Below are 16,531 nucleotides of genomic sequence, written 5' to 3'. Positions count from 1 at the left end.
CTCTATTTAAACTTTAACAATACAGAACCATGCTGTGGAAGAGTTTGAGAAATACCTTCGTTAACCACTTCCAAATCGCGGCTTTGCCATAGATCACGTATAGTACTAGGAATTGAAACCTTAAGCTGCTCGAACGACACCTGTAGCGTTAAGGCTTCATCGCTAAGATTAAACAAAGCTACATAATGGTTACCTTGTTCATCCTCAGATGTCCAGATCGCATGCTCCTCATTTAGCGCTACCTGTCTGCCGCCTTTACCATAACGATGCAGATGAAGCACTTCCTTATTGGTCAATAAAGATAATGTCCAATCATCATTGTCCCGAAGTTCTCCTCCAAACATTAACGGGGAGCGGAAAATACTCCAAAGTGTCATCATGGTGACCTGCTCGTCATGAGTAAACCGCGTGAACCGGTCTCCCCCGCCATCTACAGAACGAATGCCCAGATGACCTAACGGCAGCATGTCACAATCCGGCCAATGGCCCGGCTGCACATAAGGAGCCCATTTCTCACAGCGCTCAAACATCCCGCGCAGCAAATGCCAATGATCCCAGTAGTCATCGGTCATTCTCCAAAGGTTAGCGTGTCCGGTTAAGTGTTCAGCCTCTTCCACTGGAGCAGGTCCAGGCGAAAGACTGAGCACCATCTCGCGACCGCTGCGGTCAATAGCCTTACGGATCATAGCAACTTCTTCTTTGTGATATCCATAAATGCGAGAAGCGGCAATATCATCCACTTTCACATAATCCACACCCCAACTGGCATACAACTGGAACAGCGAGTCATAATACGCCTGACTGCCTTCTTTTGAAGCATCTACTCCATACATGTCTGTATTCCATGGACAAATAGAATTTGGGTGAGCCACATCGCGTGCGGTTTGCTCAGATCCTAGAATGGCACTGGCCGCATGAGCAGCCTGACGCGGGATTCCGCGCATAATGTGTATGCCGAATTTCAAACCCAATCCATGTACATATTCAGCGAGTGGCGCGAACCCTTTGCCTCCCGCTGCGGAAGGAAACCGGTTCTCAGCAGGTTGAAGTCTGGAGTACTCATCCATAACCAGCGGTACAAAGTTGCGATACTGCGAAGAATTCGCCCCAGGCTCATACCACTGAATATCCACAACTACATATTCCCAACCAAAGTCCTTCAAATGGGTAGCCATATATTCTGCGTTGCCTCTTACTTCTTCTTCATTTACACTGGCTCCGTAACAATCCCAACTATTCCAGCCCATCGGGGGCGTAGCAGCTAACAAATTTTGTTTGATGATTTTCACGTCCTTTTTAAAAACTTAGTAACTACCAGCGAGGTGCCGAGGGATAAGGGCAAGTAGAGTCCTGCAATCTTGTTCTTACCTCTACGAGACAGCCACAATAACGGCAAGTGCTACCAAATTGCAGACCAGAGCAATCTCGGCAATGTTCAATACGCTGCAAATATTGCCCCTCCGGCGCTAAAGGTCTTTCTTTAGTGGCTATTTCTATTAAACGCTCCAGTTTTTCTGGGCTTATTCTCATGTTCTCATCACAGCTTTTGCAGCGACGGTTTTTTTCTTGGTTCTCTGACATGATGTTATTCCAGAGTCAAGACTACCACGGAAGCAGGTGGAAGCTCGCAGCTTAGCTTTTCACCTAATAAAGACGCACCCTCAAAAGCTACAGGAGTAACTGTATCCGGTGCCGCAAACGTATTGTGCGCTCCCAGCACGGAATGCGTTAAAATCTGACCTGTCACTTTGCTAAAGGTAACCTCTTCAATACCAATACTTAGCAATGCGCTGTCATTATGGCTCAGGTTACAGAGTGAAACATAGACTTTTCCATTCGTATCACGAGATGCAGAAACGCTAATCTGTGGAATTGTAAGCTCCCCAAACGTATAATCAGGGCTCTCAATAGTAACTTCAAGCAGTTCATTATCCTGATGCTCTTTGTACATTTCAAATACATGATAGGTAGGCGTTAGAATCATCTTGTCCCCCTCCGTCAGGATAAGAGCCTGCAGTACATTGACCACTTGAGCCAAATTCGCCATTTGCACACGACTGCTATGCTTTTGGAAAATATTCAGCGTTACCCCTGCTACCAATGCATCTCTGAGTGTATTCTGCTGATACAGGAACCCTGGATTCGTACCAGGTTCATTTAAGAACCAGGTTCCCCACTCATCTATAATCATTCCAACCCGCTTATCCGGGTCATATTTATCCATAACCGCTGAATGTTTAGTAATCAATTCATCCATATGCAAGGTTTTTTGCATAGTCTCAAACCATTCGGCTTCGTCAAAACCTAAAGCGTAACGTTTCTCTTCCCAGCTTCCAGGAATCGTATACGAATGAAGACTGAGACCATCCATAAACCGTCCAGCTTCGCGCATTAACACTTCCGTCCAATTATAATCATCAACGTTGGCGCCACCAGCGATTCTATAGATCTGATTTTCACCATAATTGCGCACATATGTCTGGTAACGTCTGTACAAATCTGCATAATATTCTGGACGCATATTGCCACCGCAGCCCCAGTTCTCATTACCTACACCAAAATACTTCAATTTCCACGGCTCTTCACGCCCATTTTCACGACGCCAGTCCGCCATCGGTGATTCGCCTTCAAAGGTCATATATTCAACCCACTCCGACATCTCCTGAACAGTGCCACTGCCAACATTCCCGCAAATATACGGTTCACAATCCAGCAACTCACATAATTCAAAAAATTCATGCGTCCCAAAATGATTATTCTCGACAACACCGCCCCAGTGGGTATTCACCATCCGCTTACGGGTTTCTTTTGGACCGACGCCATCCTTCCAATGATACTCATCGGCAAAACAGCCCCCCGGCCAACGAAGGACAGGAATATTAACTTTTCTGAGTGCTGCTAGGATGTCATTGCGGAAGCCCTTGGTATTCGGAATCGGTGAATCTTCCCCCACATAGATCCCATCATAGATACATCTGCCCAAATGCTCAGCAAAATGACCATATAGATATTTGCTGATCTTATTAATTCCTTTACCTGCATGTAGCTTGATCGTAGTCATCTATTCTCTTCTCCATTCTTTTGCTTACCCCAGATGGAAATTCCGTTTTCATTTAATCCAGTAAATACAAGGGTCTGAGTTTCTTTCTCCCAATCCCATGACGGAAGCAATTGCACCTTCTCTATCCGGCCTCTACCCTCGACAACATCATTCCAGACCAAGGTCAGGACTCTGCATCCATCAAAAGACCAGCTTCCCTTTCCATTCGCACCTTCCAGCTTAAAGTCAGAGGATAGACTTATGACGGCAGACTGAATCTGGCCATCCGCTGAGGGGTCCATTACAATCCATTCCCACTGTCCTGCGATTAGCTGTTCTGGAATATCCTGTTCGACTTCACCCGCATACCGTTCTGGAGATACAACAGGCCAACCATCCTCTGTCCACAGAATTCGACGAACCTGTAAATAGGACCAATGTTTATCGATTTCACCACGTGCATGATGAACTATATAATAGCTCCCATCCTCATGAAGAACTGAGTTATGACCGGGAGCAATCCAACCTGGATCTTGTCCAAAGCGATAGCCACCCAGTATTTTATTGCCGACCTCATATCGGGGTTGATGCACACTATCAGTCATATCTCGTCCGTTATAATCCACATATGGGCCGGTAATAGTATCTGCACGAGCGACACGAACGTTATAATCCTCAAACAGGGAGTCATAGGAGACGAACAAATAGTATTTTTTGAATTGCTCGTTATACACTATGTACGGTCCTTCAACTGCTCCATCTTTAATGGTATTATCCCGTTTAGCGATCAGCGTACCAAAACCTTCTTGCTTCGGTTTGCCCGTTTCCGCATTCAGCTCAATGATATGAATTCCACCAAAAAAAGAACCATACACCATCCACATTCGTCCATCTGCATCGGTAAGCACATTGGCATCAATTGCATTCAGTGAATCTTCAGCACGCGTCTGAATCACTACACCTTCGTCGGTCCAAGGTCCCTCAATAGAAGATGAAGTTTGAAGTCCGATTAGCGATTGTCTACTTCCGAAAGAGGAGGCCGAGTAATACATTCGGTACTGATCACCATATTTCACCACATCGGGTGCCCATAAATTAGTAGCCCCTGCCCATTCCTTCGCAACTTGGGGAATTCCCGGCAGCGCATAATGAACCCATTCCCAATGGATAAGATCCTGTGATTTCCGAACCATTACGCCTGGACGTAATTCTCCTCCAACTCTTATGTCGGTAGAAAAAACATAGTAACCCTCATCTGTTTTAATAATGCCTGGATCATGTGTGTTGTGAATCGTCCATAAAGACTCGATATCAATCACTGATAAATCATACATTGGCATGTTCCCCGGGGAACTTGGAAAGACAAGATCTGTTGTTTTTTTTACCATTAGATTATCACCTCAGAAATAGCAACAGCTTGAGTAGCAATAAATATTAAATTTAAAATGAAAAATATGTATTCGCTTACAATATAAAATAACATATATAAAAAGCCTTGTAAATGTATTTCTATAAACCTTTTTATATTTATATGAAATTAAACTCGGAATAAATGAATTATGGCGAAATAACAGCCTTTTTCTTTAGATTAATTCTTCATTCATTTAAATTTTACTAAATCAAATAAAAATCACGCCAAAAACCCCTCTTATATTCGTACATTCTACAAAATAAGGAAGTATACTTTATTTATATGCCTTATTAGTTTATAATTTTATAAAATAGTATAATTTATGACGTAATCGGAAGAAGGTATTGATAAAATGATCTATATTAAAGATTTAATGAGTGGATTAGAAATTTTTAAGGCACTAAGCTCAGAAATTAGAATCCTCATTTTAGAGCTCCTGGCCACCAATCAAGCCTTGAACCTGAATGAAATTGCCAAGAAACTAAACCTCAGCAACGGCGCCATCACCATGCATATTAAAAAGTTAGAAGAAAGCGGTCTCATTGAGATAAACACGTCAGTGGGTAAACACGGTATTCAAAAGGTCTGCTACTTAAATAAAGACAAGCTTATTGTTGACCTTCGCAGCAAGGATGTTGATAATCTTTACGAAGTGGAAATTCAAGTAGGTCATTACAGTAACTATCAGGCTGTTCCAACTTGTGGACTGGCTACCAAAGACAGCATCATCGGGGATTTCGACGAGCCGCGTTATTTTGCAGATCCACAGCGAATTGAATCCGAAATTATTTGGATGGCTGAAGGGTTCCTCGAATATAGAATTCCGAACTACCTTAAAGCCAACCAAACGTTCCGCGAAATTCAGTTCTCGATGGAGATCGGCTCTGAAGCTCCTGGGTCTAACGATAACTATCCGTCCGACCTTTATTTCTATTTAAATGGAATTGAAATCGGATTCTGGACTAGCCCTGGCGATTTCGGAGATACCCGGGGAACATTTAACCCCGATTGGTGGCCTCCGCACCTAAACCAATACGGTATGCTGAAGCTGATCCGTATCAATAATGAAGGCAGCTTTATTGATGGCTGTCGGATTTCTGATGTGACCCTTGATGATATCCAATTGGATTACAAAAGTGAACTCACATTCCGTATCGCAGTAACCGACAAGCCTACAAACAAACGTGGACTCACGATTTACGGAAAACATTTCGGCAATTATAGCCAGGACCTACTGGCACGTGTGTTATATGATGTACATGAAGTTGGAGAGGGCCTTCCTCGTAACGCTGTTATAATAGCAGAGTAACCAACCCTGATTTAAATAAGAAGACCCTAGATTCAGTTAAGGCTGATCTAGGGTCTTTTTGTGCTTCGTATATTTTTTCGATATTGAACCATAATAACTTTGTCTCCCAAACCACCGAGAAGGAGTGTTTCGAATGCGTGAAGGTCTAATTCCTGCTGTTCTTGGAACCGTCGTAACCGCTTCTAGCGCCGCTTTTCTTGGAAGCAAGTATAAGATGGCAGCAACAGGCGTACTTGGATTTGGTCTGGCTCATGTCGTATTGGGTGCCATTGATCTGTTTGAGCATCGGTAAGGATTGGAAGATGCCGGGTGGTATGAACTGCCCGGTTGATTTTGTATTTCTTATGTTGGCGCAATTACAAGCTGCTCCAACGGATGACGTCATAAAAAAACAGCGCTTCTCCTGATATCGGAGAAGCGCTGTTTATGTTTGGAGCGCTGGCTGGTTGCTCCAACCTTGTCTCCATCATCTCACGTAGCTTACGTATCTCACGTATCTCACGTATCTCACGTATCTCACGTGGCTACGGACCCAGATGACGTTATTTGCATATTTTTAGCTCTTGGAGCATATTTTCGGACTCCAGTGACGCTATCCATTGGAAAATGACCAATATTGGACGTATTTCAAGCCAATAGCTGCAATGGAGTCCGATAGCACCCAAAATATTGGAAAGTGCTGCGTATAAGGTCAGCTGGGTCCGATAGCTACTACAAATGCGTATATCTGATGGTAGTTGTGCATGCATGTGTGTTGGGTAGTCAAAACCCACACGCTTCCGCAAAGGGTGATGCATGAGCATTCGAGAGCAGGAATCCACACACTCACGACAGCGGTGATGCATGAGCATTCGAGAGCGGGAACCTACTTGTTTCCAGCAGCGTCAACCAATGTGCTTCCAACAGCAGCATTCCACTCGCTTCCCCCATCAATAAGCTAAAGTCAAAAAAAGGGACTGTCCCAGCAGCTATTTTCATAGCTTATGGGACAGCCCCTCTTAGGATTTGAATAATTATTTTATAGCTACATAAAATAATCGTTCAGCATCATCTTCTGCCTCTACCCACTCGAAATCGGCGTAGATCTTCACATCACTAAACCCAGCCTTAAGCAGCTCTTCCTTCATCCAGTTAGGATCGTAGGCACGCTGAATATGGGTCTCTTCGAATCGGCGATAGCGATCGCTATGTCCGTCTTCACGTGCAAAAATGGACAAATGATGTTCAATTTCGCGGCGTGGAACATCCATCTCACAAGTCCAAATATAAGAAACAGATGGCTCGTCCAGAATAAAGGGCTGTTCTTCTTCATAACGAATTAGTGTGTTTGGATGATGCACATCGAACAGGAAGGTTCCGCCTTGCTTTAACCCTGCATAGGTACTGGCAAAAACAGCGCTGATGTCATCCTCTTCCAACACATAATTCAGACAATCACAAAAGGAAATTACAGAATCCACCAGCTCCGGAAGCTCCCATTCCTTCATGTTTTGCCTAATCCAACGAACACTGCCTTCGCGCAAAAAACGCCGTCCCTGGGGATGCTCCTCCATTTTGCGCTGTGCCACTGAGAGCATATCAGAAGATAAATCGATTCCGGTCATATGATATCCTGAACCCGCCAAAGGAATTGTAATACTTCCTGTTCCGCAGCCAAGCTCGGCTACAGTTAACGGTTTGCCGTATTTACTCCATGCGGCTTCAGCAAAGGATATCCAATCTGGATACGGCATATCTGCCATAAGCTCATCGTATACATAAGCAAATTTCCCATAGGAAGACACAATTACACCGCTTTCTATAACAACATTTTATAAATTCCGTCTATTGAATCGTGAACTTAATCCGTCGTTTCTTCTTGCACTTCGGTTGTTCCGTCTTCATTATCCTTAGCAACAAGATAAGTCCAATTCTCTTTTTGAGTAATATGGCCTTCCTTCATCAGCTTCCCAAGTGCACGCTTGAAGGCGGATTTGCTGATTCCGAATCGTTGTTTGATAATATCTGGCGGCGTAGCATCGGAATAAGGCATTGCTCCACCTGGACGAGCATTTAAGAACTCCAAAAGTGCGGCAGAATCTACATCCATCCCCACTTCTTTACGAAGACCCATAGAAAGGTTAACGCGTCCATCCTCACGGATATGAGAGACACGTGCTTCAAACTGCTCACCAAGACGCAGCAGACGGCTCCGCTCCGATGAATGGACCATACCGATAATTCCAAAGCCTAACACACCCGCATCCACAAGTACAAAAGTACCCATTTGCAGCGGCTTATACACTCGGGCTGTTACAGTCTGTCCCATCCAAGATTCAGGTGCAGGCAGAGCTAGAGGAGCAAGCTCCTGTTCTCCGGCCAGCTTAGCACGCAGACGCCCCTGTTTATCATGCTCCATGATCGCAAACACATAGTCCCCAACCTGCGGACGCAGCTCTGGAAGCTCTGGAAGCTCACGGATAGGCAGCAGCAGCTGACGTCCAAGACCCATTTCCAAAAAGCAGCCCAGACGCGGATGAATATCAGCCACTTCCAATAACGCCATCTCGCCCAGCGTAAGAAATGGTTTTTTCATAGTTGCCGCAAGACGGTCCTCGGTATCAAAGAAAATGAAAACTTCAACTTTATCGCCGGCTTTTACCTTCTCTGTCAGCTCCGTATAATGCAGCATAACATCTTGGTCTCCAGCATTCAGAAAAAATCCGTATGGGGAAACTTCCCGCTCTACATGAAGTGTAACCGTAGTTCCTGCAATCAGGCTCATACAGTCTCCACAACCTTGGCATCGGACCACAGACGCTCGATATTGTAATATTCACGCTCATCGCGGTGGAATATATGAACGATAACATCGCCAAGATCCATCAGCACCCAGCGTGCTGAATCCATGCCTTCAATCCCTTTGATCACTCCGCCTGCTTCATGAACCACTTTACGGACTTCGGTAGCGATCGCCTGTACCTGAATATCCGAGTTACCGTGACATACGATAAAGTAATCACTGATTGGTGAAACATTACGTAGATCTAGTGCCACGACGTTCATTGCTTTTTTATCTTCAACAGCCTTAAGGGCCAGTTCTAACAGCTTGCTTGGTTGTACACTCATATTTTATCCTCCAATATTCTAACTAAATCATTACGCGCCAGTACCGTTAAGGGGAAAATCACCCGGCGTTTCTCCAGTAACAAACTAATCGTAGAATCGAACCCAGCGACTAATCCTTCTTCCAAACTTACTTGTGCCTTCTCGCGTATTTTATCAACCCCGGGAAAATCACGCCCAGGCTCGATGTAGTCAGCTAGGCAGACGATCTTTTCAAGTAAACTCATGTCTTCACGGCCTGAGGTATGGAAACGAATCGCATTGATAATATCTGGATCCGTAATCCCATAGTCTTTCTCAGCTACAAAGGCGCCTACTTCCGAATGCCACATCTGCTTGTCATACACCAGAAGATCCAAATTTAATTGATTTTGTTCAATGATCTCCTTCATACGCTCAACTGGCCAATACTTGGCCACATCATGCAGAATTGCTGCTGTCTCTGCACGCTCAGGGTCAGCACCATATTGCTTCGCCAGTTGAATAGATGTCTCCATCACGCCGAGTGTATGCTTCCAGCGCTTATCAGGCATCTGTGCGGAGACCGCCTCAATCAGCGCTTCGCGGCTGTATGCCATACAATCCACTCCTTTGAACATAATCGAACACTGCCTCTGGAACCATATAACGAATAGATTTACCTGCTGCCGCCCGTTCTCTTAACATCGTTGACGAAATATCAACCAGTGGCATATCTGCAAGCAATACCTTCTTTGCTATAAAGTCTGGCAATGCATCCAGATCAAGAGGTGTTCCCGGGCGACCCACTCCAATAAATGTAAGCCGTTGCACCAGTTCTTCAATCTCGTTCCATTTCGGCAAATACTGGACCATATCCGCTCCAATGATGAAATAAAGATCGAAATGCGGATACTCCTCTTGCAGACGTCTTATGGTCTCATAGGTATAGGAGACGCCACCTCTGACAACTTCCCAATCTAATGTGCAAAAAGCTTCGTGATTCTTCACCGCTTCCTGCACCATGGCTAGTCGGTCTTCTCCAGATACACCCGCCTCATGTTTGTGAGGCGGAATATGTGAAGGCATAAACCATACCTCTTGCAGCCCATAAGTATCTCTTGCGGCTTCCGCTGCCATCATATGACCGATATGAAGAGGATCAAAGGTACCTCCCATAATTCCAACTTTCAAGAGGACGACCTCCTCGGTAAGGTATACTTACAGCTATTAACGCGGCAGCTCAATGGTTTTGTTATCACGTGATTCTTTGTACAGAACGACAGTCTTACCGATCACTTGCACAAGCTCAGAACCCGATTGTTCAGCCAGAGCAGCACCGATTTCCTTGGGATTCTCAATATTATTGCTCAGTATACTAATCTTCATAAGCTCGCGCTTCTCAATAGCTTCTTCAATATGGCGTACGAGGTGATCATTTACTCCACCTTTGCCCACTTGAAAAATAGGATCGAGATGGTGCGCCAATGAACGAAGATACCGTGTTTGTTTACCAGTTAACATAAATGAATAACTCCTTAATTAACATATATTATTACCTATTATTACCCTAACTTGATGAATCCATTTCTTACTCATTTCCACCCAAACAATCGAGAATGGTCTGCCGCATGATTTCCGTAGGTGCAGGCTGCCCTGTCCAATACTCCAGTGCATAAGCCCCCTGATAGACAAACATACCAAGGCCTCCATGAATCGTACAGCCCCGTTCGAGTCCTTCCAACAATAGCCGCGTACGCAGCGGATTATAAATCAGATCGCTTACGACCATTCCTTCACGAAGCAGTCCAGGATCTATCGGTGTCTCATCCATATGAGGATACATACCTACGGAGGTAGTATTGATCAGCACGTCTACACTACTTAGCATTTCTGCTACTTCGTTCATGCTAACCCCGATGACATTCCCTTTGCTCCGGCACTGTGTCGCCAAGTCCTCTGCCTTATCAACACTGCGATTAGCAATAATGATTGAAGAAGGCTTCTCCTGAAGTAGTGCGGCAACAATTCCTCTTGCTGCTCCACCGGCCCCGATAACCATAATCTTCACACCAGACAAATCAGAAATAGCTTCCGCTTTGAGTGAACGCACATAACCGATCCCATCCGTATTATATCCGGTGAGCACTCCGTTATCATTAACAATCGTATTGACTGCACCAACAGCTACTGCACTCTCGTCTAATACATCCAAATATTGCATCACCGCAACCTTATGCGGAATCGTCACATTCACACCACGGAAACCAAGCGTACGGATCGCTTGCACTGCATCGCCCAGCTTCTCCGGGCGGATGTGAAGCGGTACATAAGCACCCGGAATTTCCAGCGCTTGCAGCGCTGCTTCATGCATAATTGGAGATTTGGATTGTATAATAGGATCTCCCATTACACCGAGTAGAATATTACCGCTATTGTAGCCTTCGACTGCAGTTGTAGACAATAGATTATCCTCCCTCGTTAAATCATCGAAGGGCGGGTAAGCACCTTCACACCACGCGGAACGTGAATGGCCACTACTGCACCTTCAGTCCCATTAACCTTAATCCAGCCCAGACCCGAAATATACAGATCGGCTCTGCTGCCCCGGTTAATCCGGAACTCATGCCGCTGCCAAGGTGGCAGCTTGTCCATCCGGTCACTTCCCGGTGGAGACAGCATTTCACCGCGATGATCCTGATAGAGGGAATCTGCGCGTTCCAGCTTCGTGCGATGGATTTTTAAAGTACCACTAATAAAGCAAGTGAACGATTGATGCGGGCCTTGTACGAAATCAAAACGTCCCAGTCCACCGAAGAAAAGAGTCTGTCCTTCGTTCAACTGATAGACTGTTGGCTTCAAAGGATTGGCAGGCATAACTGCATCCAGATCCTGACGCTCAACTAATTCACTATAACGCCAAGGATACACAATCCCTGGAGTATCTATAATGTAGTGGCCGTCATCCAGTGGAATTTTGACCGTATCGAGTGTTGTGCCAGGATAACGTGAAGTCGTTAACTCCTGCTCTAAATCGCTATAGTCCGAAATCAGACGATTAATAAGCGTGGATTTGCCCACATTGGTAGCACCTACTACATATACGTCGCGTTGACCGCGCAACTCCGTTACGGCTTCCAGCAAACGGTCAAAACCTTGATTGCGTTTCGCACTGCAAAGTACGATTTCAGCCGTCCGCAAGCCTTCCTCTTTACAGCGCTGCTGCATCCAGTTACGCAACTTGTTCCAGTTTGTAACCTTCGGCAGCAAGTCACATTTATTCACTGCAAGAATAACAGGGTTATTGCCAACAAACCGCTGCAGGCCGGAAATCAGACTGCCTTCGAAATCGAAGATATCGACAATATGAATAACAAGCGCATTCTTCTCTCCTACTCCACTCAGCAGGCGAAGAAATTCATCCTGATTCACCGAAACAGATGAAGCCTCATTATAATTTTTAATCCGGAAACAGCGTTGGCAAATCACCGGGTCCCGTTCAAGTGCAACCTCCGGAAGGTATCCTGGTTGATCCTTATGCTCCGTCTGAAGCTTGATGCCGCAACCGCTGCACTTCTCAGGACGCTGTGTTTCGCTTTGTTCGTTCATTACTATTTATCCTCCTCGTGCCACAATCCTTTTTTGCGAAGCCGTGTCAGAGCAACCCGCTCTACCCGGCGATTAAACCTTGTGCCGAACCCCTCGTCCTTGACGGAGATTGGCAATACCAAAACAGTATACAGGCCAAGGCGATTGCCGCCGTATACATCAGTAAGCATTTGGTCTCCCACCACAATCGTTTGTTCAGGGGGCAGCTCCATCTGCTTCATCGCTTTGAGAAAAGGAGCATTACTCGGTTTACGAGCCTGGTGCACAAATTCAATATTAAGCGGTGTTGCAAAGCGGGACACCCGTTCCATGTTATTGTTAGATACGATGATGAGCTTAAAGCCCAGTTCCTTCACCTTTTCGAACCATAACAACAGCTCCGGAGTAGCCACAGGCGCTTTGGCACCGACCAGTGTGTTATCCAGATCCGTGATGATTCCGCGATATCCCTGTCTATACAGCTCGTCCAGAGCAATATCGAATACCGTATTCACCCGGAGTTTGGGAACTAACATTTCAAACAATACGTTCACCTCGATTTCATACAAAAAACTATAACATACTCCTTGCGCATCGCAAATAAATCTGTAGCTATACTTTCACGCAAAGTGTTATTTCTTGGATCTCATTTTTCTCCGCACCCACAAAGCTTCAGTATACACGCTCTGCCAGTCTTTGTCTTCAATAACCTCAGGGCTATATTTCGCCTTTTCGAACATTGTTAGTAGCGAGTGTAGATGATCAGCCACTGCCGGCCGTTCTCCACTCCAGCGATCTACGGCTTCACGTAAAGTTTCGTGTTCTTCTTTTAGCATTCCCTTGCGATGCAAATACCTTACCCAACGCTCAGTTTCCGCCACTACTTTCTGATCTGGCGTTAAAGGCCGGCCATTGCGCAGCTGCTGCATGAAGAAGCGAAGCTTAAAGCGTCTATGCCAAACTATAAAAATCGCCCAAGACAGCAACACCACTACAGCTGCCACAACAACCCATAGACCTACATGAAACCCTTGATCTTCTTGTGCATTATTCACAGGCGCTGGTGTAGGTTCTGCCTGCTCTTTTTGATCTTCTGGTTCGACTTCAGGAGTTTGCTCATTCTGAGTTAACAGCGGAATATTAAATCCCGGTGTAGCTTCAACTGGAATCCAACCATAATCACCAAAGTAAACCTCAGCCCAAGAGTGGGAATCCGCATTGGTAATTGTATAGTTATTATTCACTGTGCCGGATTGCTGTTGTGCCGGATTCATTGGGATTTCTGGCTGTTCCCCAGGTGCGTACCCCTTAACCCATCGTGCAGGGATGTTCAGAGAGCGCGCCATAGTAACCAGTGCCGTAGAATAATAATCACAGTAACCTTCCTTTAACTCAAACAAAAACCCTTCTACAAAATCGTTGCTTGTGACACGTGATATATCTGGATTATTGGTATATGGAAAGGTTTGTTGTAAGTATTGTTGCAAAAGCGCTGTTTTTTCATACGGCGTTTTTCCTTCAGCCGTGATTTCCTCAGCCAGCTCCCTGACTCTTTTAGGAAAATCGTTAGGCAGTTGAAGAAACATTTTCTCCAAATCGTTCCCTTTATATAGCTCCTCATACGTCTTTGCTGTCAATTCTTGAACAGGAATTACAGGAACCTCAGACGTCACCTCAAAAGTAGACGGGTAAGCGAGTTTCTTCCCATCCACATCCCAGATCAGCTCGCTGTCTCGGCTTCTCCAGGAGAGTCCATCTCCAGCTTTTTCCCCATTTAAAGAATCCACCGAAGAAACTGAATAAGTGCCAAATAGTACGGGAAATTCATTATTATTAAGCACGGTTACTGTTTGTTTCAGTGTTCGTGTATTTACTTTAGAACCCACACTGCTCTCTAAAGCTTCACCTACATCCACCGCTTCTAGAGGTCCCCGATTTAACCGATCTCTATCGACCCAACCTCTTCCGGAATATAATCTGCGTGTTTCTCCCCGCATATAAATACGCAAATCAGAAACCACTGTCATTACCGGTGTATAATCGAAGGTAAAGCCGCCACCTAGTTGATCATCATTCAGACTGTAGCCTGACGAAGTATTGTTAGTAGCGGAGACAGAACCCATCTCAGATTTCGTGGTCCCAACTGTGCCCTTCCCAGAAGACTTCCCAATCCCATTCCATTCTTGCCAAGCGGTATAAGGATCGGTCAGGGTAGGCCTTACCCCAGGCATATTCACTCCAATTAGGATGACCAAAGAGAAGACGATGGCAATATTAATGACTATTTTCGTGGGATATTTCAGCAGATGCACCCAACCACGCGGATAATGAAGCTGGAAGCTTCTCAGATGCTGGCTGACCAGCCAGCCCATCCCCGCAAATACCGTCCAGGCTACTTCCTGCCACAAAACAATAGATGTAAAGGAATCCAAGGCAGCCAAGGCCACTATGTTCATTCCTATAAACCATAAAATACGTCTTTTTGAGGATGCCCACCAAGACGACAACAGCAGCAGGGCCGAGGCTCCGAGAGCAAACCAGATATAGGGCACCATATGAACTGCAATATCCTGCAGTCTGTCCGGGAGGGTTGTTGCCCAAGGATCAGTAACGTATATACCATAATTGATAAGTATCCGATAAACGATATAAATAATAGCTGTCGCTTCAATAAAGAGCCTTATCTGAACCTTTACAGGAATTATGATTTCAATCACAGTGATCGTTATTAATGCAGCCCACACAACAGCAGTTGTCTGTCTTAACCAGATAGGCTCCGTATAAGAGACCCACTGGTGGGCTATAATCAAAAGCCACAATAGACCTAAAGAACGGTGCCAGGAGAATTTCATCTGATTCCACCAGTTTCTCATATCAGACTTCCCCTCCTAATACTATGGGAAGCTCTTGCAGTGAGCTAATGCTGTAGCCTGTAATCCCCCGTGATCTTAGAACGTCTGTCCAATCTGTGCTGCTATTCGTTTCTGATGAATTTCCTAAATGAATGTGCGACGGAGTCATCCCTCTGCTGTCAGCCCAACGTAGTGCATCCAGTACAGGCTGACCACGTTGAGGACTAATTAGTACGAAGTATGAGCCTTTAGGGAACATACGGTAACCTTTTTCCAAACGGGAAATGAGTGGACCGTGCCCTTCGGCGTTAAGATCGATCAAATATTGAATCATTTTCTGACGCTCGGCAGCACCTTCAACAGGTGCAAATACCTTCGTGGTCTTATCCAAACAGCAAAGACCGATCCCAATTCGCTCTCGAATGCCGAATCCAAGTAGTGAGGCTGCGACGGAGACTGCGAGTTCAAATTGATTCGAATTCATATAAGCAGAAGCAGAGCCGTCCAGAACTAGAATGGTTTTGGGAATCGACTCATGCTCGAACTCTTTGGACTTCCACGAGCCTGTCTTTGCCGTTGCATTCCAATGAATACGTGTTAAGCGGTCGCCATATACATAGTCGCGTACACCGTTAATTTGGGTAGTCTCACGACGGGATTGAACTACAGAGGTCTGTGGCCCAGAAAGACGGGATTTTCTTTCATATAACTGCCAACGCGGAACATAGATTGCACGAGGCAACACCTGAAACTGTCCTTCAGCCAGAAAAGTACCTTTATGCTCGACAAGTCCGAAAATATCTTGGCTGATGATATCCGTATCTGAAAATGTGTAAGTGCCCCGTTCCAGTACTGGTGTCTGAAACCGCAGTTCCCCAAGTCCTCTGAGGCTGGGAATCAGACTTTCTTCAAATACCCATGATTCGCCATTATGCCGTTTCAGAACTTCCCTAACAACTACATAAGGTAAAGGCAAAATCCCTGGGATTGTGACCTTCAGACCTACACGAAGATACCCACCGGCAGAGAGCAAATCTCCCTTATCCTGTTCGGCATAAAAACTGCGAACACCCTTAGCCCGCCGAACGCCTCCCAAACCTCCAGCAATCAGATATGCAATAAGTACAGAGACCATAATAAACAACATAAATGCAGTTTTACCGCCCTGAAATAGTACATATAAGAGCGTAATACTCCAAATTACAAGGATGCTGGCGAATTTAGTAGGCTGAATGCGAGCTGCCATCGTAGACAAATAACGTCTCATA

At 45.3% G+C, this 16,531-nt stretch carries 18 protein-coding genes; 2 read left to right on the top strand and 16 right to left on the bottom strand.

Going from position 1 to position 16,531, the window contains the following annotated elements:
* Positions 1-2 precede the first annotated feature (2 nt).
* The 4 genes from MKZ09_RS08630 to MKZ09_RS08615 are packed head-to-tail and all read right to left on the bottom strand — an operon-like array spanning position 3 to position 4,428.
* The gene (locus MKZ09_RS08630) at positions 3-1,280 is read right to left on the bottom strand and encodes a glycoside hydrolase family 27 protein (RefSeq protein ID WP_076205450.1); all 1,278 of its coding nucleotides are present in this window, start codon (positions 1,278-1,280) and stop codon (positions 3-5) included.
* Positions 1,281-1,311: 31 nt separating this feature from the next.
* The gene (locus MKZ09_RS08625) at positions 1,312-1,581 is read right to left on the bottom strand and encodes a DUF6171 family protein (RefSeq protein ID WP_076205401.1); all 270 of its coding nucleotides are present in this window, start codon (positions 1,579-1,581) and stop codon (positions 1,312-1,314) included.
* 4 nt (positions 1,582-1,585) lie between these two features.
* A complete protein-coding gene (locus MKZ09_RS08620; RefSeq protein ID WP_076138314.1) occupies positions 1,586-3,061 on the bottom strand; it encodes an alpha-N-arabinofuranosidase in 1,476 nt (491 codons plus the stop codon).
* Positions 3,058-4,428, bottom strand: coding sequence for an arabinan endo-1,5-alpha-L-arabinosidase (locus MKZ09_RS08615; protein WP_076205403.1), 1,371 nt, complete (start codon positions 4,426-4,428; stop codon positions 3,058-3,060). Before MKZ09_RS08615 ends, MKZ09_RS08620 begins: the two co-directional genes overlap by 4 nt.
* Positions 4,429-4,803: 375 nt before the next feature.
* On the opposite strand from MKZ09_RS08615, the gene MKZ09_RS08610 reads away from it, so the two are divergent.
* Positions 4,804-5,760, top strand: coding sequence for an ArsR/SmtB family transcription factor (locus MKZ09_RS08610; RefSeq protein ID WP_036675692.1), 957 nt, complete (start codon positions 4,804-4,806; stop codon positions 5,758-5,760).
* 133 nt (positions 5,761-5,893) lie between these two features.
* The gene (locus MKZ09_RS08605; RefSeq protein WP_036675694.1) at positions 5,894-6,052 is read left to right on the top strand and encodes a hypothetical protein; all 159 of its coding nucleotides are present in this window, start codon (positions 5,894-5,896) and stop codon (positions 6,050-6,052) included.
* A gap of 533 nt (positions 6,053-6,585) precedes the next feature.
* On the opposite strand, the gene MKZ09_RS08600 is transcribed toward MKZ09_RS08605, so the two are convergent.
* The 12 genes from MKZ09_RS08600 to MKZ09_RS08545 all read right to left on the bottom strand — a co-directional run bounded on the left by MKZ09_RS08600 (position 6,586) and on the right by MKZ09_RS08545 (position 16,530).
* Positions 6,586-6,738, bottom strand: a complete 153-nt coding sequence (locus tag MKZ09_RS08600) for a hypothetical protein (RefSeq protein WP_179089568.1) — start codon at positions 6,736-6,738, stop codon at positions 6,586-6,588.
* A gap of 35 nt (positions 6,739-6,773) precedes the next feature.
* Positions 6,774-7,544 (bottom strand): class I SAM-dependent DNA methyltransferase, encoded by a 771-nt coding sequence (locus MKZ09_RS08595; RefSeq protein WP_038569469.1) that lies wholly within the window; start codon positions 7,542-7,544, stop codon positions 6,774-6,776.
* A gap of 56 nt (positions 7,545-7,600) precedes the next feature.
* The gene (locus MKZ09_RS08590) at positions 7,601-8,524 is read right to left on the bottom strand and encodes a CvfB family protein (RefSeq protein WP_076138318.1); all 924 of its coding nucleotides are present in this window, start codon (positions 8,522-8,524) and stop codon (positions 7,601-7,603) included.
* The gene (gene rsfS / locus MKZ09_RS08585; RefSeq protein ID WP_036675699.1) at positions 8,521-8,868 is read right to left on the bottom strand and encodes a ribosome silencing factor; all 348 of its coding nucleotides are present in this window, start codon (positions 8,866-8,868) and stop codon (positions 8,521-8,523) included. Before rsfS ends, MKZ09_RS08590 begins: the two co-directional genes overlap by 4 nt.
* The gene (yqeK, locus tag MKZ09_RS08580) at positions 8,865-9,443 is read right to left on the bottom strand and encodes a bis(5'-nucleosyl)-tetraphosphatase (symmetrical) YqeK (protein ID WP_076125176.1); all 579 of its coding nucleotides are present in this window, start codon (positions 9,441-9,443) and stop codon (positions 8,865-8,867) included. The genes rsfS and yqeK overlap by 4 nt, the downstream gene beginning before the upstream one ends.
* Positions 9,415-10,017: a nicotinate-nucleotide adenylyltransferase gene (locus MKZ09_RS08575; protein WP_076138319.1), complete on the bottom strand. Its 603-nt coding sequence runs from the start codon at positions 10,015-10,017 to the stop codon at positions 9,415-9,417. Before MKZ09_RS08575 ends, yqeK begins: the two co-directional genes overlap by 29 nt.
* A gap of 36 nt (positions 10,018-10,053) precedes the next feature.
* Positions 10,054-10,347, bottom strand: a complete 294-nt coding sequence (gene yhbY / locus MKZ09_RS08570) for a ribosome assembly RNA-binding protein YhbY (RefSeq protein WP_036675703.1) — start codon at positions 10,345-10,347, stop codon at positions 10,054-10,056.
* Positions 10,348-10,414: 67 nt separating this feature from the next.
* Entirely contained in the window at positions 10,415-11,287 is an 873-nt protein-coding gene (gene aroE / locus MKZ09_RS08565) for a shikimate dehydrogenase (RefSeq protein ID WP_076205406.1), read from the bottom strand.
* A 17-nt stretch (positions 11,288-11,304) separates the two neighbouring features.
* Positions 11,305-12,432, bottom strand: a complete 1,128-nt coding sequence (gene yqeH, locus MKZ09_RS08560; RefSeq protein ID WP_076125182.1) for a ribosome biogenesis GTPase YqeH — start codon at positions 12,430-12,432, stop codon at positions 11,305-11,307.
* Positions 12,433-12,434: 2 nt separating this feature from the next.
* Positions 12,435-12,956 carry a YqeG family HAD IIIA-type phosphatase gene (locus MKZ09_RS08555; protein ID WP_036675921.1) on the bottom strand — a complete coding sequence of 174 codons (522 nt, stop codon included), beginning with the start codon at positions 12,954-12,956 and terminating at the stop codon, positions 12,435-12,437.
* 87 nt (positions 12,957-13,043) lie between these two features.
* Positions 13,044-15,284: a transglutaminase domain-containing protein gene (locus MKZ09_RS08550; protein ID WP_076205409.1), complete on the bottom strand. Its 2,241-nt coding sequence runs from the start codon at positions 15,282-15,284 to the stop codon at positions 13,044-13,046.
* A gap of 1 nt (position 15,285) precedes the next feature.
* On the bottom strand, positions 15,286-16,530 hold the full coding sequence (locus MKZ09_RS08545; protein WP_076205411.1) for a DUF58 domain-containing protein: 1,245 nt from the start codon (positions 16,528-16,530) through the stop codon (positions 15,286-15,288).
* Position 16,531: the final 1 nt, after the last annotated feature.

The sequence above is a fragment of the Paenibacillus sp. FSL R5-0908 genome (assembly GCF_038006245.1).
GTDB lineage: Bacteria > Bacillota > Bacilli > Paenibacillales > Paenibacillaceae > Paenibacillus_AQ > Paenibacillus_AQ odorifer.
This window is presented reverse-complemented; position numbering and strand designations above follow the sequence as displayed.